17 protein-coding genes are annotated in these 22896 nt (G+C 41.0%); 10 read left to right on the top strand and 7 right to left on the bottom strand.

What is annotated here, in order from left to right; translation table 11 throughout:
* Positions 1-14 precede the first annotated feature (14 nt).
* A complete protein-coding gene (locus tag ACRWQL_RS16160) occupies positions 15-566 on the bottom strand; it encodes a DUF1569 domain-containing protein (protein WP_434951050.1) in 552 nt (183 codons plus the stop codon).
* A gap of 120 nt (positions 567-686) precedes the next feature.
* On the opposite strand from ACRWQL_RS16160, the gene ACRWQL_RS16155 reads away from it, so the two are divergent.
* Positions 687-1442 carry a substrate-binding periplasmic protein gene (locus tag ACRWQL_RS16155; protein WP_434951048.1) on the top strand — a complete coding sequence of 252 codons (756 nt, stop codon included), beginning with the start codon at positions 687-689 and terminating at the stop codon, positions 1440-1442.
* Positions 1443-1591: 149 nt separating this feature from the next.
* Here ACRWQL_RS16155 and ACRWQL_RS16150 read toward each other — a convergent pair whose 3' ends face one another.
* Positions 1592-1996, bottom strand: coding sequence for a hypothetical protein (locus tag ACRWQL_RS16150; RefSeq protein ID WP_434951046.1), 405 nt, complete (start codon positions 1994-1996; stop codon positions 1592-1594).
* Between the two features lie 60 nt (positions 1997-2056).
* Positions 2057-2680, bottom strand: coding sequence for a 2OG-Fe(II) oxygenase (locus ACRWQL_RS16145; protein WP_434951045.1), 624 nt, complete (start codon positions 2678-2680; stop codon positions 2057-2059).
* A 431-nt stretch (positions 2681-3111) separates the two neighbouring features.
* Between ACRWQL_RS16145 and ACRWQL_RS16140 the strand changes: the two genes are divergently transcribed.
* From ACRWQL_RS16140 to ACRWQL_RS16130, 3 genes are read left to right on the top strand one after another with little or no spacing between them, the layout of a single operon-like run.
* Positions 3112-4506 carry a diguanylate cyclase domain-containing protein gene (locus tag ACRWQL_RS16140; protein ID WP_434951043.1) on the top strand — a complete coding sequence of 465 codons (1395 nt, stop codon included), beginning with the start codon at positions 3112-3114 and terminating at the stop codon, positions 4504-4506.
* Positions 4503-5831 carry a glycosyltransferase family 2 protein gene (locus ACRWQL_RS16135; protein ID WP_434951041.1) on the top strand — a complete coding sequence of 443 codons (1329 nt, stop codon included), beginning with the start codon at positions 4503-4505 and terminating at the stop codon, positions 5829-5831. The genes ACRWQL_RS16140 and ACRWQL_RS16135 overlap by 4 nt, the downstream gene beginning before the upstream one ends.
* Positions 5831-6889, top strand: a complete 1059-nt coding sequence (locus ACRWQL_RS16130) for an HlyD family secretion protein (protein ID WP_434951039.1) — start codon at positions 5831-5833, stop codon at positions 6887-6889. Before ACRWQL_RS16135 ends, ACRWQL_RS16130 begins: the two co-directional genes overlap by 1 nt.
* A gap of 103 nt (positions 6890-6992) precedes the next feature.
* On the opposite strand, the gene ACRWQL_RS16125 is transcribed toward ACRWQL_RS16130, so the two are convergent.
* Complete coding sequence (locus tag ACRWQL_RS16125; RefSeq protein ID WP_434953408.1) at positions 6993-8738, bottom strand: SulP family inorganic anion transporter; 1746 nt, start codon at positions 8736-8738, stop codon at positions 6993-6995.
* Positions 8739-9114: 376 nt separating this feature from the next.
* On the opposite strand from ACRWQL_RS16125, the gene ACRWQL_RS16120 reads away from it, so the two are divergent.
* The 3 genes from ACRWQL_RS16120 (at position 9115) to ilvN (ending at position 12850) form a co-directional block, all read left to right on the top strand.
* Positions 9115-10290, top strand: a complete 1176-nt coding sequence (locus ACRWQL_RS16120; RefSeq protein WP_434953407.1) for a multidrug effflux MFS transporter — start codon at positions 9115-9117, stop codon at positions 10288-10290.
* Positions 10291-10637: 347 nt separating this feature from the next.
* A complete protein-coding gene (locus tag ACRWQL_RS16115; RefSeq protein ID WP_434951037.1) occupies positions 10638-12356 on the top strand; it encodes an acetolactate synthase 3 large subunit in 1719 nt (572 codons plus the stop codon).
* Positions 12356-12850, top strand: a complete 495-nt coding sequence (gene ilvN, locus ACRWQL_RS16110; RefSeq protein ID WP_226414341.1) for an acetolactate synthase small subunit — start codon at positions 12356-12358, stop codon at positions 12848-12850. The genes ACRWQL_RS16115 and ilvN overlap by 1 nt, the downstream gene beginning before the upstream one ends.
* A 244-nt stretch (positions 12851-13094) precedes the next feature.
* Here the strand turns inward: ilvN and ACRWQL_RS16105 are convergent, their stop codons facing one another.
* On the bottom strand, positions 13095-14720 hold the full coding sequence (locus ACRWQL_RS16105; RefSeq protein WP_434951035.1) for a methyl-accepting chemotaxis protein: 1626 nt from the start codon (positions 14718-14720) through the stop codon (positions 13095-13097).
* A 704-nt stretch (positions 14721-15424) separates the two neighbouring features.
* Here ACRWQL_RS16105 and ACRWQL_RS16100 point away from each other — a divergent pair.
* Together ACRWQL_RS16100 and ACRWQL_RS16095 are read left to right on the top strand one after the other, a co-directional pair.
* Positions 15425-16474 carry a hypothetical protein gene (locus tag ACRWQL_RS16100; protein WP_434951033.1) on the top strand — a complete coding sequence of 350 codons (1050 nt, stop codon included), beginning with the start codon at positions 15425-15427 and terminating at the stop codon, positions 16472-16474.
* A gap of 5 nt (positions 16475-16479) precedes the next feature.
* Positions 16480-17553 (top strand): hypothetical protein, encoded by a 1074-nt coding sequence (locus ACRWQL_RS16095; protein ID WP_434951031.1) that lies wholly within the window; start codon positions 16480-16482, stop codon positions 17551-17553.
* Positions 17554-17786: 233 nt separating this feature from the next.
* On the opposite strand, the gene nhaC is transcribed toward ACRWQL_RS16095, so the two are convergent.
* On the bottom strand, positions 17787-19199 hold the full coding sequence (gene nhaC / locus ACRWQL_RS16090; protein ID WP_434951029.1) for a Na+/H+ antiporter NhaC: 1413 nt from the start codon (positions 19197-19199) through the stop codon (positions 17787-17789).
* 371 nt (positions 19200-19570) lie between these two features.
* Between nhaC and ACRWQL_RS16085 the strand changes: the two genes are divergently transcribed.
* The gene (locus ACRWQL_RS16085; protein WP_434951028.1) at positions 19571-20704 is read left to right on the top strand and encodes an ADP-ribosylglycohydrolase family protein; all 1134 of its coding nucleotides are present in this window, start codon (positions 19571-19573) and stop codon (positions 20702-20704) included.
* Here ACRWQL_RS16085 and ovoA read toward each other — a convergent pair.
* Positions 20676-22838: a 5-histidylcysteine sulfoxide synthase gene (ovoA, locus tag ACRWQL_RS16080; RefSeq protein WP_434951026.1), complete on the bottom strand. Its 2163-nt coding sequence runs from the start codon at positions 22836-22838 to the stop codon at positions 20676-20678. The two genes, ACRWQL_RS16085 and ovoA, sit on opposite strands and share 29 nt — an antisense overlap.
* Between the last annotated feature and the right edge of the window lie 58 nt (positions 22839-22896).

The following is a 22896-nucleotide window of genomic DNA, read 5'->3' as shown; positions in this document are numbered from 1 at the left end:
CATGATTATCAGGACTATCGGAGTTCAACTTCAAGTAAATGATCCATAAAATGCATGCCATGGGCTAACTCATATTGCTTTTTAGTTAGCGCACCATAGGCAAAGTGCGGCGCTAGGACTCCATCATAGGCTCGAAAATCAATTAATGATTGTTTAAAACGCGCATAAGCAGTTGTGAGGTTATGACTCGTATTCAACAGTAAATGCGTATCCAAACTTGCTGCACCCGGGATAGGTTCACTTAAACTATGGGACATTTTTCTTTTTGACTCAAACACAGCAAATGCCAATGACCCAAGAGTTACTTTAAATAAATCAGATTTGTGTTGCGGATAACCCAACATTGAATACTCCACACTCTGTGCACAGTGTTGCAGAATTTGAGCGACATCCCACTCTCCATTAGCGACTGGATGACTTATCATAACCTTATCAAGCAATGTAATCATGGAGTCTATATCAAGTGGTACCACTTCAGGTTCTACACTCACCCAAGCTGTGCCACCTATGGTCAGCATGGTCGTGGTGACTAAACTGAACTGCATAAACTGTCTTCTATTCATCATGACGCCCATTTCATATTATTTATCTAACCAATGCACCTTATTGTCACTCTGATTACAGTATTTATCTTGCAACCTTTGTGGTACATTTTTGTACATATATATAATACTCACAAAAATACTATGCATCGCCAATTATTCATATTACTTATTTTTGCCGTCTTATCGGTACAATCTGCCCACAGCAAACCTATTGTTAAGGTTGCTGGTTATCAATTTGCGCCCTACTTAAATCAATCAAGTGATGGACTTTATACTGGATTATCAGTTGATGTGGTAAAGGCATTGAATGGCATTCAATCAGAAGTACAATTTGAATTTGTTGCGACGAGTATTAGTAACCGCTATAAAGCGTATAAGATGGGTCGTTATGACATGATATTATTTGAAAGCCCTATTTGGGGTTGGCAAGATATTGAACATGAATTTGTGCCATTACATATTAATGATGGAGAACTCTTTATTGCGTTGAAAGACAAGGCTATCGAACAACAATATTTTGATAACTTTAGCGGTAAAGTCCTCAGCCTGGTAAGAGGATATCATTATGCATTTGCTCAGTGGCAAGTTGACCCAAAGGCACTTAATAATGATTATAATATTCAATTCGTCAGATCAAACGAGGCCTCAATTGTGAGCATACTCAGAGGCAGAGCGGATATCGCCCCTGTAACCTGGTCTTACTTGCAATTCTATTTAGCCCAGTATCCTGAGGTCAAATCTCAGCTACTAATTTCTAAGAAATGGGACCAAAAATATGACCATGGTGTTTTATTAAATCCCAAAGCACCTATTAGCAAGCAACAACTTACAAAATGGATATCACTGCTGCAAGAACAAAATATACTACCCCGATTAGCGGCAAACTATGGGCTATAAAAAAATAATAAACAATGACTTAAAGAATATTTTTATAGGCTGTGCATATTAATTCTTTTAGGTGACAAATGAACAGCTAACAAAAAACCGTATTCATTGAATACGGTTTTTTCTGTAATTAGCGACATAGCGTTATTTATATTGAGATGCTACATGGTCACCATCGACCAATAATCCAGACGTTTTTGAGGCTCATAGACAACGGTTTTACACAACTCTTTGTATTGCCCCATTAACCCGCCTAAATTAGACGAGCCACCTAACTTAGCAATTTGTTGTTGTTTCTCGGCTATAATATCTTTTGCTACTTGTTCTGCACTGCGATATTTTGCGGCTAATGTAGCAGCATCAGTCGCCGATATTTTTAAACGCTCACCCACTGCCTGCATTTGCGGTGCGTTCATTGCACCAATCGCTTCCGAAGCGATTTGGTAATAAGCTGCACACTGAACCACTTCATCGGCAAAGGCTTTCTCGGCCAGATCTTGTGCGCAGACAGCTTGGCTTAAACATACTAACGAGGCCGTTAATAACCATTTCGCTTTAATACTCATATCCCGTCCTATTTAGTGTGCTAAATTTAAAAAAACACGTCATTAAAATCAAAGATACCATTAAAAACCATGCGTTGCATGACTTACCCTAAACCACCCCGCAATACTGTTACGGGTTTTTAATGTTGGTAACACTTCATGGGGAAAGCGCTCACTTAAAAATATGGCTAACGTTCCCATCTGAGGTTTTACCGTTTCTAGCAGTAAATCGAACTCATCATAAATAAGCAGCTCGCCGCCATCGTCCAATTGCCAATGTGGATTTAAGAAAAATACCGTTGTAAGAATTCGATTTTGGCTGCCTTTTAAAGCATCGACATGCTTTTTATAATGTGCCCCAGGCTCATACACTGCATAGTGGCTCTCATAATCAAACAACCCCATAAATAAGCGTCGATTAAGGCCCTCTCTAAGTTGCTCCATAATAGACAGGTACGCTTTGTCTGTGTGGTCTTGTTTATCAAGCCAACTGATTTTATCTGAGCGGATCTCAGCATTAACTTGCTGTTCAATACCACGACTAATAGCCGCATATTTAAAATCAATGTCATGCTTAGCCTGCATTTTTTCAAGTAGGGCTAAACTAACATAATCAGGAATGATATCTGATAAAAGACTATAGCCTTTATCGACTAACGCATCTGCGATCACATCCAGCACTGCTTCACTTATCGGCGAAACCATACATGCTACATCCAAAGAGACGACGCTTTTTACTTTACTTTAGGACTTAGAAAACAAGGTTAAGTCAGAATTTCGAGGGGGCGTGGTTTGCTAAATTAAAAGGGAATAATTAAATACGCCCGAATTTTTCAATAGAGTGTGAATACTCAATTAGGCTGCGAATATTAGTTTAACAATGGCATTATGACAACAAAATAAATATCCTCCTGCCAATATCGATTTTCAAATTAAACTTCAATTAAGTCAAACCGTTTAGCAAAACCTTTAAACCACTGGTATAGATAGCTTTTTATAATCAATATACTTAAATATTATAAAGTTAAAAACTCATACGTTAGATGTATATTCACACAATTACAGTACTATTTATATTCTATAACTCACTGTATTACTGTAATATCCCGCCTCAAATATTTAATACTGAGATTGTTATGCTAAGCGATGTGCACCATGGTGCGGATAAAAGGTATTGTGAATCCACTCTTTGCTGGGTGGGCCATTTATCAAATGAAGATTGGCCGTTAGACTTTCAACATTTCACCTCGTTTGATGAATTCAAATCGAGCGGTCTAAAACCTGCTCTTATTGTGTTGTCGCTACCAGAGGAGCAACAAGATAAGCAACTCGATGCAATTAGAAAAGATGATAAGTTCTCGCTTTGCCTTTTGCTTGTTGTTAAGGAAAGCAAGCTGTCTCCATATTTATCCAATGGGATGTTAACTCAAAATGTCACCACTCAGCTTGACACCTTTTTAGAAAAGTCTGCACTCGTAAAACTGGATTATCAAGATAATTTAGCGTTTAAACTACTTTGTTATATGTGGTTACATAGCAACAGTATTCTTGAACCAATGCGCCAACCTCAAAGCTCGCGACTCTATGTTTATCCACTATTGCAAGCTTGGGGAATAGCCCCTGAAGATTGTTTTTCATGGTTAAATGGTATTAGACAAAATAACTGGATTGAAACCGACCATTTAGTCAATCGGATCAGACTATGCCCAGACTGTCATTGCGGCCATTTAAATTACATTGATATATGTCCAAGTTGTAAAAATATTGATATTGGTAATCGTAGCAGTTTGCACTGCTTCAATTGTGGTCATGTGGGCGCCAAAGACGACTTTAAAAAATTAACCAGCTTACAGTGCCCTAATTGTTTACAACATTTACGCCATATCGGGGTGGATTATGACCGCCCAATAGAAAATCAGCACTGTAATAATTGTGAACATATTTTTGTCGAAGCACAGGTTGAAGCTGAATGTTTACAATGTGGACAAGCCCATGCGATTGATGCTCTGCATGTTAGAAATGTATATGGATTCAAGCTGACTAGCCAAGGACGAATCTTGGCAATTCAAGGTAAAAAGCACACTTTGTTTTCACTCTCTGCAGGAGAGCAAATGAGTCTGCAGCAGTTGTTATGGTTAATTGATTGGCAAAACAAATTAGCTAAAAGGCATAAACATACCCATACCTTACTGTGTATACAGCTGATTAATTTTAATCAATTTTTACAATCTGAAGGTGAAGCGAAGGCTCTAATGCAATTGGATGCTTTTCAAGACAGATTAAGAAGTATTGTTCGAGTAACCGATGCGTGTACAAACTACACCGATAATGGCCTGTTAATATTGCTCCCGATGACAAATACAAAACAGTTGCAATCCATTTACTCAAAACTACTCAATGTAAAAGAGTATCAAGACAAATCAAATATTGAATTTACCGTTAAGGCCATCAGTTTGCCCACAGAGATAAGCGATAATGTTGAAGATTGGCTGACAGACCAAATTCTGACAGCAAAGTCTATAACCATATGAGTGAACTGCATACTATATTGTATATCTTTGCAGATATTTGGTATCAGCTCGCTAACCACATGCTGTTTTTCATTTGGTTATTACCGTTAATATTCATTTATGAATTGCCTTTGATGATGATAGTTATCAGTGGCATTTTGCGCTTTCATTATGTGACGTTTATTAAAACGCCTAAAGCCTCCATTTATCAACCTAAAGTATCTTGTATTATTACCTGTTACGCTGAAGGCAAAGCGGTAATGAGTACAATTTCATCGCTCATTGAACAAACCTATTCCGGAGATATTGAGATTATTGCGGTAGTTGATGGTGCAGTGCAAAATGCACTCACTTATGAATCGGCACTTCAATCGGCAAAGGCCTGTAGCCTACCCAATAGAAAAGTGATTGTTTTACCTAAATGGCAAAGAGGTGGCCGAGTATCAACTTTAAATGCAGGACTGCATTTTGCCAGTGGTGAAATAGTGATCAATGCAGATGCTGATACTTCATTTGATAATGATATGGTCAGCCAGGTGGTGCCATATTTTGAAGACCCAAACGTCCCGGCCCTTGGCGGTGCACTAAGAGTACGAAATGTTTCTCAATCGATTGTGACTCGGATGCAAGCAATTGAATATTTAATCTCCATGCAAGGTGGGAAAACGGGGTTAAGCCAATGGAATCTTATCAATAATATTTCTGGTGCTTTTGGTGCATTTCGCCGAACTTTCTTAATTCAAATTGGTGGCTGGGACACTCATACCGCAGAAGATTTAGATTTAACAATTCGAATAAAACAGTATTTTAAAAGACATCCCCAGTGGCGTATTCCCTTTGCTACTTTGGCGATAGGTCATACTGATGCCCCAGTTACCTTAAAAGAGCTTGTATGGCAGCGATTACGCTGGGATGGCGATTTGCTTTTTCTGTACTTCAGAAAACATTGGCCGGCATTTACGCCAAAGCTGTTAGGGTTTAGCACCTTCATATTCACCTTAATATATGGTTTTTTACAAAATGTATTAATGCCATTTGTTATTTTTATTTACAGTGTCGGAATAGTGGCATTATATCCTTGGCAATTTGTTGTTTCTATTTCCTTGGTGATTTACACCATTTACTTCACTATCCTTCTATTTTTTTACCTCTTTGTGCTCTGTGCTATTTCAGAGCGTCTAAAACAAGACTTATCTTTAATAAAATGGCTACCACTTTACCCTTTTTACGCACTGTTTATGAGAATGGTGTGTTTGTTTGCCCTATTGAATGAAATGATACGTCGTTCGCATGAAGAAAGCTCTATGGCACCTTGGTGGGTGTTAAAACGCGGGAGAAAATTTTAGTGAAAGTCAGTTATAACGCATCACCTAAGTCAAGTAAGCCCCAAACGGATAACGGATTAAAAGTACCTTATGCAGGCGCTAAACGTAGTGGTTTTAAAACGCGCTGGTACCTATTGCTACTTCTAGTAATTATCCCCTTAATATTAATATCTTGGGTTTTAATTCGCCCTGAAATATTTATTCTAGCTAACGGAATAATCACCACTGAACCACTAGAGGTAAGATCGCCTTATAGTGGGGTACTAGTTAATTTAAACGTCAGAGGCGGTAACAAAGTAAAAAAAGGCGATGTTATTCTTACCATATCAAACCCACAACTCAACGCTAAAATAACGAAACTGAAAGATCATCTAGGTCAATTTGAACGTGAGGATATTAGCTTGGACAATGCTATTTTAGGACGACTGAGAGAGAGAATATCAATAGCTGAAGAGGGAGTGACAGCACAAGCGCTATTGGTAAAACAGTATCAAGACTTACAGCAAAAAAATAAAGGTCTAATTGCATCCTCAGAAATGGCAATGGTTCATCAAACCTATATTGCTTCTAAAATGGAGTTAGCGAAGTCGAAAGCCGATTTAGCACAAGAAAAACAGCGCCAACAAATACTCGCTTCAGCTGGCAGTGTGACATTATCTAAAAACGAAATTGAATTAGAACTTGCAAGCTTAATTGCCATTAAAACTCAGCTAACGAATACGGCACCATTTGACAGCCAAATAGTCGACATAATGGTTCAGCCGGGGGAGTATATTGTTGAGAATCAACCCATGCTACTGATATCTGGTCGCAAAATACCTGTTATTACAGCTTACCTAACACCTAAATATTTTAGCCATGCGCAAATAGGCCAGCAGGCAACAATCAAGTTGCCTGACGGAAGTGAACTTAGAGCGAAAATATCTGAGCCGACTGAATTAGTGAGTCGATTACCGCAGCAGTTATCAGGGCCTTTTGAAGGAGATAAGGCGGTGTTAAAAATAATTCTAACGCCCGATGATTCACTTCCAGTATCCATTGAAGGTTTACCTGTAGAAGTTATCTTCGACTATCAGTAGTTAATGATGTTTCAAGGTCAAACTTGATAACGTACATACCCTGTACCTAGACTTAAACCTGCGTCTAAACCTAAACGTCCTCAGTTTAACCTGAGGACCGACTCTATATCTGACTATGGGTCAACACGGCCTTATTTTGCTCAGCTTGTTCGAGCCCTATATCAAGTGTGTGTTCCTGCAATGCCTCATCTGCTGCTTGCTCACTTTGATTCACTTTTAACGCTAGGTACAGATCTGAACGGATATAAATACCCTCATTGCCAGACTTCATCCCGGTCTGTTCGAACCATGAACGTAATTGGCGCTTTCTACCTGCCAGCTCAAGCCGTACACCGCGTTTTTTAAAAATCGCATCTAAATCGGCAAGCATTGCCATTACACTTAAATCTAAATGAGTAAAACACGGCACAGCATCAATAATAACGCATTTTATATCGCCTTTTTGTCTTGCGTATTGCTCTAACAATCGACGTTTAAAATAACCTGAATTAAAGTAAGTTAACGGTGAATTGAATCGATAGATGAAAATACCAGCCACAGGTTTCGCTTTGTCACTGCTATCTAAACTTCTGATCACCCCTTTTATATCTACCCCTAAAACCTGATCAGTTGGGCGCATAACTGTTCGAATAAATTGGAACAAACCCAATAACACGGCCAATGTAATCCCAGGGATAACACCGATAAACAATACCGCAAATAAGGTAATTGATGCTAAGTAAAAGGCTTGTTTGTCGCGTAATCTTAATTGCCACACAGCTTTTAAATCTAAAAGATGTACTGACGCTATCACCAACACTACCCCGAGCGCAGCACTTGGAATAAATTCCAGCGGCGCAGTCAGAAAAATAGCAATAATGGCAATAATCGCCGCAGCAATAATTGACACTAATTGTGTTTTACCACCATTAGCATCATTCACCGCGGTACGGGAGTCAGCGCCACTTACTGCAAATCCCTGTGATAATGCTGAGGCTATATTCGCCAGCCCCAGTGCTCTAAACTCTTTATCTGCATCAATGTCATAACCATTTTTGGCCGCAAAACTGCGGGCAGTCAGCATCATACTAACAAAGCTGACTACCGCTAAGTTAAGTGCAGGCATAACAAGTTCGCGTATAATACCAACGTTAAATTCTGGCGCTTGAAACAAAGGTAATCCTCCTGCTACTTCCCCTATGGTTTTGACATCAAATTGCTCAAGGTTAAACAGCCAAACTAATATCGCCCCAAACGCGATGGCAAACATTGATGAGGGCCAGCTTGGCCTAAGCCGTTTCATGCCAAAATAAATCGCCACTGTTAATATAGCCATTAGTAGGGTGGGAACATGTGTTTTTGACAAATAAGTAGGTGCGCCACCTAAACGTTCAAGTAAGTATCTTTCGTCGAAAGTGAAACCGAATATTTTTGAAAACTGACCAACAATAATGGTAATTGCCACACCATTTAATAGCCCCATTAAAATTGGCTTGGACAGAAAATCAGCCAATACCCCTAATTTAAATCGGCTAGCAATTAAACACCAAAACCCGGTCATTGCGGTCATGGTCATAACCAGTTGCCAATGCTTAACACTGTCGCCGGCCGCCAGTGGCGTAACCACTGCTGCAATAACAGCACAAGTCGCTGCGTCAGGCCCAACAATAAGTTGCCTTGAGGTGCCAAACAAAGCATATATCATCATAGGTAAGACGCAGGAGTATAAGCCAACAGCAGCGTTAACACCGGTAAGTTGGGCATAAGCAATTGCAACCGGAAGCGCTACAGCAGCAACTGATAATGCCGCTTTAACATCATCCGCAAACCACTTTCGCTCATAGTTAATAAGTGTATTTAAACCTGGCATAAACTCATACAAACGTGACAACACAGCAGTTTCCTTGTCATTAAAGCTAGTGCAGCAATGATAGGTTTTTATTGGAAAAATTACAGCAACTTGTGTAATTTTTTTCTAGCACAGAAATGTGACATAAAAATGAACCTGTGCAGCATTAACCGATAATTGCCCTTAGTGGATATTAACAAGGTGCTTTAAGAGGATGAGAAAAATTGATACTTTTGATTACAAATCTCAAATCCAAAGCACCTATTACATGTTAAACTACTCTACTGAAATATCATTTTTCATTTATTTGCTCCAAATGGCTTCTCTATAATTTCCTGAGGTTTTTGTGTCTCAATCTTCAAACAAAGCTGCCCTAAACACTTTCCCGCATTTAGCAATGCTACTTCCTATGTTAGCGGCAATCGTTGCGATAACGCCCTTAGCAATTGATATGTACTTACCTGCCATGTCAACTTTGGCAAAAGGTTTTGGCACCGATGTGACCATGGTTCAGCAATCGCTAAGTATTTACCTGGCAGGCTATGCGTTAGGCATGCTGACTTTTGGCCCGATTGCTGACAGAGTTGGCCGTAAGCCATTAGTGATTACTGGGTTAATCGGTTTTAGTGTAATCAGCTTACTGCTTGGATTCAGTCAAACCATAGAGCATTTTCTTGTGCTGCGCTTTTTTCAAGCCTTTATCGGCGCAGCAGCCACCGTTGTGGTGCCAGGTTATATTAAAGAAATCTACGGTGACAATACTGCCAAAGGCATGTCTTACGTTAGTTTAATTATGATGTTAGCGCCGTTAATAGCCCCGACAATAGGCAGCTTTATATTAGAGCTGGGTGACTGGCACTTAATCTTTTTTGTATTAAGCTTTTACGCGGCATTATTACTTATCATTGTGTTAACAAAGTTAAAAATGCCCAGTGATACTGATTTGGAACAACGTAGCCAAAAATCTTTTTTTCGATCTTATTACACAGTGTTCTCTCGCCAAGGTGTAAAATTACATATCACCAGTGGTGTACTGACCTCTTTTGCATTTTTCTGTTATTTAACTGCATCTCCATTTGTATACATGGAAGTGTTTGAATTAGACAAGTCGCTATTTGCCATTCTATTCAGCTCTAATGTGGGTGCATTAATGTTAGCCAACATTGTTAACTCACGTATTGTCAGTCGTTATGGCTCAAAGCGTATGTTACATGTCGGTACTTTTTTTGCGACTATTGCCGCCATTGGTTTAGTGCTGGTGAATGTGTTTGATTTAAGTTATCACTTTACAGTGATAATGCTGATCCCACTAATGGGTGCATTAGGGATTATGTCAGTGAATGCTGATGCGATTGTGCTAATGAAATTTAAGCAAGAAACCGGCACGGCTACTGCGGTTATTGGTACATTACGATTTGGTTTTGGGGCAACAGCAGGTCCATTACTCGCCTATTTCTATACTGGTACAGCAGTGCCATTCGCCAGCTTAATGTTAGTGGCCATTTTAATGGTTGCCGCGTGTCAGGTATTACAAAATTATCAAAGCAAATATCACACTCTTACTGATAACTGATAACTATCGTTGGTAAGTTAACGCGTAAATTCCACAAAGCCATCAACCAAGCGTTTGATGGCTTTTTTGTTTGTCTAATCCAACATACTCTGGTGACAACAATCCTTCCACCTAGATTAAATATGAAATATTTTCAAATTAATTAAAAAAATAAACAAAACACTTGCAGTAAATATAGATTTACATATGATAAAGCTCATACGTTCTGCAGAGCGGATAATGGGTTTAAGGTACGTCTTACCCTTTAACAGACTTAAATAACCGTTTAAGTTTATTTTTTAGAACGATTACCGTCGTTGTATGCAAGATACTGTTTACCATAACGGTAACTTAAGAGGATTGATTTCATGGAAAAGCTTTCTGGCGCCAGTATGATTGTGCGCTCACTAATAGATGAAGGTGTTAGCCATATTTTTGGTTACCCGGGTGGTTCTGTTTTAGATATCTATGATGCCCTCCACAAAATAGCTGGTGTAGAACATATATTAGTTCGTCACGAGCAAGCCGCGGTTCACATGGCAGATGGTTATGCTCGCGCCACGGGTAAAGTTGGCGTGGTACTGGTAACCTCAGGTCCTGGTGCAACCAATGCCATTACCGGTATTGCAACAGCCTACATGGACTCTATCCCCTTAGTGGTGTTATCTGGTCAGGTACCAAGCTCACTCATTGGTAATGACGCATTCCAAGAGTGTGACATGATTGGTATTTCTAGGCCCATCGTTAAACACAGCTTTTTAGTAAAAAACCCTGCTGATATTCCTGAAATCGTTAAAAAAGCATTTTTTATCGCCTCTACTGGTCGCCCTGGGCCTGTGGTTATCGATTTACCAAAAGACTGCCTAAGTCCTGATAACCTTTATGATTATGTCTATCCAGACAGCGTAAAAATGCGTTCATATAATCCAACGACTACCGGTCACAAAGGTCAAATCCGCCGTGGACTCCAAGCCTTATTAGCGGCCAAAAAACCGGTTCTTTATGTGGGTGGTGGCGCGATTATTTCAGAGTGTGACAAACAAATATTGTCACTTGCTGAGCAGCTTAATATTCCGGTAATTTGCACATTAATGGGCTTAGGCGCTTTCCCTGGGACTCATCAACAAAGCTTAGGCATGTTAGGCATGCATGGCACATTTGAAGCCAACAATGCTATGCATAATTGTGATTTGATATTTGGTATTGGGGTACGTTTTGATGATCGTACAACCAATAATGTTGATAAATATTGCCCTAACGCCACTATTTTACACATAGATATCGACCCTGCATCTATTTCAAAAACCGTACGCGTAGATATTCCGATTGTAGGTTCAGCAGATAACATCCTTGATACCATGCTTGAATTGTTAGCCAGCACCAAAGGTAAGAATGATACCGAGGCATTAGATGCTTGGTGGCAACAAATTACTCAATGGCGCGCTCAAGAGTGTTTAGAGTTTGATAGAACGACTGATCGCATAAAACCGCAGCAAGTTATCGAAACCTTATATAAGCTAACCAATGGTGACGCTTATGTCGCCTCGGATGTCGGTCAGCATCAGATGTTCGCCGCCCTTTATTACCCGTTTGATAAACCACGTCGTTGGATCAACTCTGGTGGTTTAGGCACTATGGGCTTTGGTTTACCTGCCGCCATGGGCGTCAAAATGGCATTCCCAGACGAAACCGTCGTGTGCGTTACTGGCGATGGTTCTATTCAAATGAATATTCAAGAGCTATCAACGGCACTGCAATATGATACCCCTGTTAAAATTATCAACTTGAATAACCGCTTTTTGGGCATGGTAAAACAATGGCAAGATATGATTTATTCTGGTCGCCATTCGCACTCCTACATGGATTCTGTGCCTAATTTTGCCAAAATTGCCGAAGCTTATGGCCATGTAGGCATAACAATTAGCGATCCAAAAGAGCTAGAGTCAAAATTGGCCGAAGCATTAGCCATAAAAGATCGATTAGTATTTGTAGATATTAGTGTTGATGAGACAGAACACGTTTATCCAATGCTAATTCGCGGTGGAGCAATGAACGAAATGTGGTTAAGCAAAACGGAGAAAAGCTAATGCGTCGTATTATTTCTGTATTACTTGAAAACCAACCCGGTGCACTTTCTCGCGTTGTAGGCTTGTTTTCACAACGTGGTTACAACATTGAAAGCTTAACCGTTGCACCAACGGAAGATAACACACTGTCACGTCTAAACATTACCGTGATAGCGGATGCAAAAGTGTTAGAGCAAATTGAAAAACAACTGCATAAGCTTATTGATATTCTAAAAGTGGCTAACATTACTGAGGCCGCGCACATTGAACGCGAGCTAGCTCTGGTCAAGGTCAAAGCTATTGGTGATGTGCGTGAAGAAGTTAAACGTACTGCGGATATTTTTCGCGGCCAAATAGTTGATGTAACAGCAAGCCTTTACACCATACAAATGGCTGGAACCAGTGATAAAGTTGATGCCTTTATTGGTGCCTTAACAGAAGTCACTAAGGTGATTGAAGTGTCTCGCTCAGGCGTGGTGGGGCTATCTCGTGGTGAAAAATCGATGCGAGCGTAAGCTAATTGAATTAAATCAGCACTCCCGTCTGTAAACATAAAAGAGCCACAGGTTAATCTGGGCTCTTTTATTTGTGGAGCTATTTTTATATTGATTCATTGTAGACGCATAACGTCAATCATTCAGTTAACAGCATAAACCATTAATAAATTTAATTCATAAATGAGGATATTGTTTAAAATCAATCTCAAGTTACAGCATAAAGTTAATAACTTAATTATAGTAAAAATTTACGCCATGGTAATCAATGCAATATAAATGTTCCAACCTGAGCACGCATGGTACTCGCAAGCTTTGATAAATTATTCACTGAATGACTTAATTGCTCTGCTGCCATAGTCGAGTGCTGGGCAATATCACTGATAGCTATAATGCTGCGATTGATACTTTCTGCCACACTCGATTGTTCTTCTGCTGCCGTAGCAATATGGGTGTTTAACTCGGTAATGTTATCAACCGAAGAGACAATTTCTTTTAGCGCATCGCCAGCTAAATTTGTGTTTTTGTTAGCTTCATTCACCTGTCCTACGCCTGACTCCATAGAAATAACCGCTTTTTTTACCCCTTGTTGCAAGTTATCAATCATGATTTCAATCTGCAGTGTAGACTCTTGAGTACGCTTAGCTAAGGTACGCACTTCATCGGCAACAACCGCAAAACCGCGACCTTGTTCGCCGGCTCTCGCAGCCTCAATAGCAGCATTTAACGCAAGTAAATTAGTTTGTTCAGCAATACTTTTAATCACGTCCAGCACTTGTCCTATATTTTGGCTTTCACTAGCAAGGTGTGTAATAACCTCAGATGTTTGCTGAATTTTAGTCGACAAAAGTGACATACTTTTAATAGACTGTTGAACGATTAGATCACCATTTTGGGCATGACTGTCGGCATTCTGGGCAGAGTCTGCAGCAGCTGTCGTACTTTGAGCAACCTCAGCAACCGTTGCAGTCATTTGGTTCATCGCTGCAGCTGTTTGCTCAGTTTCACACTGCTGTTTTTGCATCCGGTTGTTAGTTTCTCGGGTAAAATCATTCAAGCTATCAGCAGAACTATTAATCGTATTCGCCGCATCAGATATTGACTCAAGAATCCCCCTCAAATGTTCAATGACTCCGGTTAAATTAATAGATATTTGGCCCAACTCATCATCATTAAACTGCTTAAAAACTAAGGTTAAGTCAGAGTCTTTTTTAATCACTTTTAACTTAGAAAGGATATCGGTAATAGGTGACATTACACTTGTTCTTACCCATCGGCTCAATATGATGCTAGCAATTATCGCGATTGCGGTTAGAAAGAGAAATAAGTTCACAGAAGCATTGTAAACCTCATTCACAGCTTGCGTTTCATTTCCGGCAACTTGTATCTGCAGTGATACTAGTTCTGCTATTTTACCGCTAATAGGATCTATTACTTGATACAAAGGGATAATATCTGAACTTAATTGTCCGGATATATTGCCTGATAATGTATTGAGTTTACTGATTAACATATCTATTTGCCTGTCAGCAGGCACAAACATCGCATTAGCTTCTTTAACTAAACGGGCTTCTTCTGTTGTCAGTTCAGTCGCCATATATTTAGTCCAAAGAGTCTCAATATTTTTTCTAGCATTTCTCAATGCATCAGCTGCATCTTGTGCACTAAAATCTCCGGCGTTTGCTTTATTGATAGCATCAATAACATACACAGCATAATCGTCTCCAATGACTTTTAAGTCCTCAAGAGGCACCACTCTATCATGGTATATTCGTACCACCCCTTGCTCAATTTTACCCATCATATTAATGGCAATGCCACAGATACAAATAAGCAGTGCAAGTGGAATTAAAGAGCTTAACAGCATCTTATGTTTAATTTGTAGGCTCATAAAATGTCACCATCGTAAACGATTGAATTCATCCATTCTAATGGTTCAGTCATTCCATAAAGGGAACCTAAATACGTTTAGATATTTTTTAAAGCTATCATAATGACTCAACAACAATTTGTTACCAAAATGTAATCGTCACTAAAATAAAGTATTGCACAGAGTAGGTTTTATGCTAGGCAGAGAAACAAAAAATTTTATTTTGTATCGGGAATGGTACATAAAGTTATAACGTTAAAAACCATCCCTCTGATATCAAAACGATTTCATTATATAAAAATCTGCACAAGCTTGCTTTTGATGTTAACGAGGCGGGATATTTAGGTAATAATTAGTTAAATGTTATATTTTTAAAATAATTGGAGTAAAAACTTAAAACAACAGTGTTAATAAAATGTTAACCTAATATTGATTTAAACTGACAATAACCATGCCTTAAAATCACTTATGGTAAACACCTTCAAAATAACTTTATAAAACTGACTATAAAACATTCAAACACGAGCCCCTTTATTGTCATAAAATGACTAATTTTTAACTGTTGCAATCTTTTTTTCTCCTCTATGTTGATTGCTGAAAGTAAAAAAAATTAAATTAACCCCCTAATTATAATAAAAATGCTAGCGCTACTATTACCTTCATTGAACACAATAATGTTAGTCGTAATAGTGGCCGCAGTAGCAGAACATAGACAAGGATATCAGATGAATAAATCACTATTTTTACTCCTGGCGGGCTTACTCAGTGGTGCAGCTCAAGCCGCTGTAGGTGGCCATCCAGTCGTATTAGTACATGGCTTTCAAACCGACAACTTACAAAGTAAGCCAACAGGCACTCAGGTTAGTAATAATGGCGATCAATATTGGGCTCAGTATTGGCGGGATCGCGCCGATGAACGTATCGATTGGCCATCACATGAGCGTATAGCCAATAAAATCACTAGCAATTACGTATGGCCTAAATTACAGCAAATGTCCCGTGATGGAACCTGTGCCAGTGGCTGTGTGTTTGTCACTCACTCGACAGGTGATTTAGTCACCCGTTATATTATTGATAATCAAGCACTATGGTTACAAAATGCCGGTCTGCAGCCATTAAACATTGTGGCCACCTTCGATTTTGCAGGTGCGGGTGGTGGTGTTGAATTAGCCGATCTTGCCGTCAATGTTGCCAATGGCTCAGGACTTATCGATGCAACCTTAAGGTTTGCAGTGTCCTTATGGCTAGGCACCACTCCAACACCATCAACAATTGGTGTACTTAATGATTTACGTGTTAATAGTGCCCGCCAGCTTGCGCCCTTTCCAGAAAGTAGAGTACCCCGCTTACGTTTTGCGGGTGCTGGGTCTGACTTTCTTGGGGCTACGGGTGCATTTTTACCCGGTGAAGATGATGGCGTAGTCGCCAGCCACTCAAGCTGTGGTGCAGCATCGGTAGGCAGTTATAACAGCTGCTCACGCAGTGTCGCATTTGATGGCAAACTTCAATCTGTCAGTGGCCCGAGCCAGTTTATGCCGTATCATTACCCTATGTTAATGAGCGAAGGCTACAGTCATGGTGACACTATTTTAAACAGTGCCAAAGATGAAGTCACCACATCTAACAGCAGTGCTAATTACCTAAATGGTGACAATTTGCAATTTAATACCTATGAAGAAAAACGCGGTTGGTGGGTGTTTAGTTCACGTTATCGACTAGTCAGCAACTCGGCGAATACCAGTATGTCATCACTTGTGTATCAGGCGGCTAATTAATCATTGTGAAGAAGTATAATAAAAAACTTGTTATTGCTATTACCCTGCTAGTAGGTCTAGCAGGGTATTGGTATTTCACCTCTGAGCCAGCGATATTGCCAGCTCAGGCGTTGATTCCCCCCCAAAAGGAGCCTTCTATTACTCAGCCGCCAGCTCAAACTTCGCAGGTAAAACCCAAGATAAAATATCAAGTAGAAACAATCCCTGAGTCTATTAGTGAGAGTTTCTCTTTGTTGGCAGATGCCTATGCTAATGAGCTAACGTTACCTTCTTATTCAATGCCATTAACTGCTGAAGATAGCCACTTACTTAACCCCAACAATTACCTGCCACAGCCCGTTATGTTAAAAGGCGGCGGCAGCGCTAGCATAGTGCTACCTCAATATCGTTTCAGCTACCCTGAGCCTGTAATAGTAAAACTTGTCGTAAACGGCATGGCAGTAACGGCTGTTAAGGTCTCACTTAAAAGCGAGCAAAGTACTGATACTAACTATGGTAATGACATACTTGCTAAAAAAGATATGCTCGGCGATGAAGGGGAATGGGCTGCACAGCTCGACGCGAAAGAAGAGTGGGATGGCCCAATAGAAGTGAGTGTAACGTTTAGCGCTAAAGGCAAAAAGCAAACAATATCAACAGGCATTGAATATAGTTATCCAGCAGCCACTATCACCGGAGTAGGTAACATTCGGGCAGAAGGCAGTGATATGGTTATCCCCATCAAACTAGACGTTGAACAAGCGGGCTATTATCGTTTACGGGCTAATTTACACAATGAAAACGGCCAACCAATAGCCTTACTCACCAGCTCAGAAAAACTCTCAGAAGGTGGTGCTGAAATGATGCTTAAAGCTTATAAAGGCGTGCTTGCAACACACTCAGGTCCCTTCAAAATAGCGACTTTTGTGTTAGAGCTTCGCCCTGGTGTGCCCGGGGAGTTAACGCGTTATGGTCATAGCGAGCAGCCTAGTTTTGATCTTGGCGATTTTGCTGTCGAACAACTGTCAGATGAGCCATGGCAACCTGATGAACAAGAACAGCAACGCTTAGAGTTTTTGCAGAAGATGGCTGGCGAATAATGAGAGGTTAATGTCACTATGAATTCCTCGACCTTGGAGCTAGTACTAAAGCTGAATTTATCGATTAGGTCAGAAAATCAGACACTCATATATTCTCCCTATTCAAAAGGAATAATATTCCACATCGTCTACGAATATTAAACACCTCCGAGGTCGATTCAACTCAAGCATTGGCTTAAATTTTACCGTATTAACACTAAAAAACCGGAGGGTTTATATGATAACAATATCCTTTATGCCACATCAGGTTTCGTTTTCAGTTTGAGAAGACCAATGCCAAAGGCTGCCATTGCCACTGCTACAATGGCATTAAGGTAGTTGAAAAAAGCATAGGGCGCGTAGTCAAGTACATCTACCCCGAGTGTGGCGGTATAAAAGGCACCGGCCGTAGTCCACGGAATAAGACCTGTGGTCATAGTGGATCCTTCTTCAACTGAGCGCGAAAGAATGGCTGGCTCTAAATTTTGTTGCTCATATTTAGGCTTAAACAGTTGGCAACTTAAAATAATCGAAATATAGGCCTCGCCCATAGCAATGTTACCTAAGAAGCCGGACATAATCGTTGTCGCAATAAGGGTAGCGGTGCGCTGCACTCTTTTTATGATGCCAGCTAATAGTGCGCTAAGAAATCCCGCGCCGTGCAAAATTCCGCCTAGCGCGATGGCCATTAACGCCAGCAGTAAGGTCCAGCTCATGCTGCTAATGCCGCCGCGACCAAGCAAAGCATCTAAACTGGGGATACCCGTTGATTCGGGCGTATTTTCCCACAGCGCATTAAGCACAGATATAGCACTTTGTTGCTGATAAAAAATCGCAATTAGCACGGCAAGTATAATGCTGCATGACATAGTCACTTCAGCGGGCACTTTTCTAATGCTCAGTACCGCGAGTAAAATCAGGGGTAATAAGGTAATCAGCGGCGTAAGGCTGTAATTGTTGGCGAGTGCTGTTTGAATTGAGGTGACCTCTGCCAAGTCTATATTTTGCTCACCATAGTTAAATCCGATCACTAAAAATATTAAAAAAGTGAGGATAAAAGTCGGCGTTGTAGTGAACAGCATGGCGTAAATGTGTCGATAGAGATCGGTGCCAGCACTCATAGCAGCAAGGTTTGTGGTATCTGAAATCGGCGACATTTTATCACCGAAGGTGGCACCGCAAACAATCATACCTGCGACTAAAGGCAGTGGAATATTCATGGCAGAGCCGATACCAATAAAAACCACACCTAAGGTGCCGACGGTACCCCAAGATGTTCCAGTTGCTAGCGACATCAGGGCGCACAGTAATAAACCAACAGCCAAAAACAAACTCGGACTCAGCCAGCTAAGGCCATAATAAATAAGTGTGGCGATAGTGCCACTGTGCATACAACTAGCAATCACCATACCGATCAATATAAATATATAGATGGCAGGCATGGCTCTGGTGAGGGCGTTAGTCATCAACTCACGTATCTGTATATAGCCGTAACCAAGACTAAAAGCGTTGAGTCCTACCCACAACAGGCACAGAAACATTAGTGTATGCAGGCTGATCCCTAGACCAAAAAGTCCACCCGCTATGGTGATGATAATCACGCTAAAACAGATAAGAGACTGCAAAAAACTAGGGCTACGGGGTAAGTTAGGCGTAATTACAGACATTGGCGCACATTATGGTAACAATTGGGATGAAGCTGAGTATATCAGTACAAGTAATTGGGTAAACTATAAACAAGCAGGATATCAAAAATAAACCTTTTATCTTTTGTAAGTGGTCGTTTAGCGCCAAAGACAAAGCTGGCTAAAAAACTGTTGCGCTTGTCTGAGTGAAGATTATGGTTGCAAAGTAAATTTAGCCTATTGCCTTAAAAAAACATCTAGTCTGGTATAAATGACGTATCAAGGATGACCACATACGTTTTTAATCAATATTAACATGGTAAAAATTACCCATTCGTTATCGATTCGTAAGCTATTGTTGCGGTATATAATGTATTTGCGCGTGTTTTATTCCATGTAAAAGAGGCATTACCATGGATCACAACCCTTCTCAGCCACTTCGCGTTACCTGGGCACTTAAAACAAGCTTTATTGCTGATGCTTTGTCCATGCCGGTGCATTGGTATTATCAACCAATAGAAATAGAGCGTGCTTTTACGGGTGGTATTCAGCGCTTTGAAGCCCCACCTGAGTTTCATCCTTCATCTATTATGTCTTTGCACTCTAAACACAAAGGAGGGCGACAATCCAATGATAGGTCGCCTAAGGGCTATGCATCTAAAGATCAGCCGCCGCAAGTGGTAGGCGATATTATTTTAAAAGATAAGGCGCAGTTTTGGGACAGACCGAATGTGCATTATCATCAAGGCATGCAGGCGGGTGAAAATACCCTTAACGCCCATTGCGCTCGTGTGCTGATGCACACCCTGGCGCGTTCGCCACAACGCTACGACCGACAAGCATTTGTTAATGCCTACATTGACTTTATGACAATGACTCCCGCCGCTCATCCAGATACTTATGCAGAGTCCTACCACAGAGGATTTTTTGCTAACTTGGCGCAGGGACGCAAGCCTGAAAATTGTGGGATGATAACTCACGACACCGCATCCATAGGTGCATTGGTAACCATAGCGCCCTTGGTTTTTTCAGAACGACTTAAAGGCATAAGCGAAGACGAAATAAAGATTACCTGCCGAGGGCATCTGGCCTTGACCCATCCTGATGAATCTTTAATGCAGGTATGTGATAGCTACGTGCAACTCTTGTGTGGTCTGTTGGATGGCCCGGATGAGGCCGGCGCTAAAGCACTTTTACTTGAAGCAAGTATAGGCCAAACCAGTACTAATTTAGCCAGTCTGTTAAAACGTAACGTGCCCGACAATCAGGTCGTCGGCCAAGTGTTTTCAAGGGCATGTTATATTTCAGATTCTTGGCCTGTCGTCTTGTATCTGGCCTGTAAATACCAACATAATCCTTGGCAAGCACTGCAAGTCAATACTAACTTAGGCGGTGACAACGTACATCGCGGCATAGTGCTGGGAACCTTGCTTGGCTTGCAAAGCGATACTGTGGCCACCAGCTGGTTTGAACAACTGGTAGACCACAAATTGATTGCTGACGAAATTGACACGCTTATCAGCGTGGCAAGCGTTCCCAAACCGTAAGTTCAGACAAGGTATGCTGAAACTTGTGCTGAGTTTCACGGATCACAAACGGGACTTTTCGCGGCTCACCCACTAGCTTAAAGTGGCTTGATAATTGATCTTTCAAGCCATCTAATGTGCTGTAGTTTTCGCCATCTTTTTTGAAACCCCCTATCCACTCTTCCTTGGGTGTATGCTCTTCCAGCCAAGTGTAAGGCGATGCAATAATCAGCAAGCCACCGTCATTGATACGCTGTGCGATATCCGCCAAAAAGCGGCTTGGCTGGTAGAGCCTATCAATTAAATTTGCTGCCAGCACTAAATCATAAGAAGTGAATTGGGGTTTGAGGTTACAGGCGTCGCCTTGATGAAATGCTACGCGGTTTGCATAAGCTTGCAACCCTAATTCTTGCAAGGTACGAGTATGATAGCTGACTAATTCGCCTTCTTCGGCACGGGCGTAACGCACTGCACCTTGCTGCGCCATTTGAGCCGCTAGGCGGGTAAAGTTTGCTGAGAAATCAATACCGTCTACTTCATCAAATTGACGGGCCAACTCAAAACTTGCTCGACCACACGCACAGCCTAAATCAAGGGCTTTAACTGTGGGTTTACCCTTCATTGCCTCAAGTGCAATATCAGCTAAGGCTTTAGGAAAATTATCTACGCCATACCAAGTGTCACCAAAGTGAAACTCTGCGTATTCTGACAATAATTGATTACTTTCGTAATAAGCCTTAGGAGAAGTCGCTTCAATACTAGAGGCAATATAGCGAAATCCTGCGTGCTGAAAGAAGTGACGCCTAAACGCATAACGTGCACTAAGGCGTGATTCGTTACCACTTGAAATCCATGAGCCACCTTTGATCAGATTGTGTTTACCATCAAAAGTTGGCGTGGTGAAATCGTCATACAGTGGATGTACTTTAAAGTTATCGAAAGGGTAAATAGGCGTTTCAGTCCATTGCCACACATTGCCCACCACATCAAACCAATGACCATGTTGATAGCGCGTTACCGGGCAACATGATGCAAAATGGTCAAGATGCAAGTTAGCATCGGCCTTACTATTACCCAGCTCTTCGACGCCTGCTTCTGCACACAAGCGATACCATTCGTCTTCCGTTGGCATGCGGATCAGTTGCCCAGTTTCTACTGTTTTCCATTCACAAAACGCTTTAGCTTCATGGTAGTTAACTTCAGCAGGCCAGTCCCAAGCCATATCAATTTCTTCCGTCATCAGGCGTAAACGCCAGCCATTATGCCAATGCCAAAATGCTGGGTGTTTCGCCTCAGTAAATTGTCGCCAAGCCAGGCCTTCATCGCTCCAGAAACAATTTTGCTCATAACCACCGGCCTCAACAAACTCAAGAAACTCCTGATTGCTGACTAAATATTGGCTAGCTTTAAATTCAGCGACCTCTGCCTGATGTTGGCCATGTTCGTTATCCCAGCCATAGACATCACTATCAAAGGATTTTCCAAGATTAACAGAGCCGGCAGCGACGCTTATCAATTTATTTTTTGGCGCCTGGCCAGTCTCTTTGCAAGCAGGCCATTGAGGTAATGACTGGATTTTGGCCAGTTCATGCTGGCGAATCAGTACCGACGACGTCTCAAGGTGAATACGCTCGTGCTCAATACCCATCACGATAGGCCACCAGGTATTTTCCCAATCAATGGGTAGCACGAGGTCCAAGGTATCAATTAATGTTAATACTGTGGCACGTACTTTAGCGCGGTAGTCTTTTACCGCAGCAACACTGGGCCAGTCATAACTTTCCTCGGACAAATCATCCCAGCTCATTTCATCAACACCCACAGCAAAAATTGACTCCATATGAGGATTTATCCTATTGGGGATCAGATTTGCTAATAGTAGCTTGTTGATGAAAAAAGTGGCCGTATGCCCAAGATAGAAAATAAGCGGGTGGCGCAAGGGGATAGGTTTTTGATAAAAACCAGCATCGTCGCGCAAACAATCAAACAGTTGCGAATAGGTATCGAAAGTATTAGTGAAGTAAAGCGCGATTTCTTTGCGCTTGTCATCCACACTGCCACTGCTGAGTTTAGGGGTTCTGCGCAATGCACCAGGTTCAACGAACATTGCGGATCGTTTAGCCATTTCTTGAGCGTTTTGTATAGGTAAGGTCATCCTGAAACACGTTCCGTAAATTTTTATTCTATAGTCATACGATTAACTACTGGATAAA

Source organism: Shewanella sp. HL-SH4 (genome assembly GCF_051164845.1).
Taxonomy (GTDB): Bacteria; Pseudomonadota; Gammaproteobacteria; order Enterobacterales; family Shewanellaceae; genus Shewanella; species Shewanella glacialimarina.
The sequence above is the reverse complement of the archived record's forward strand: the minus strand, read 5'-3'. Positions and strand labels throughout refer to the sequence as shown.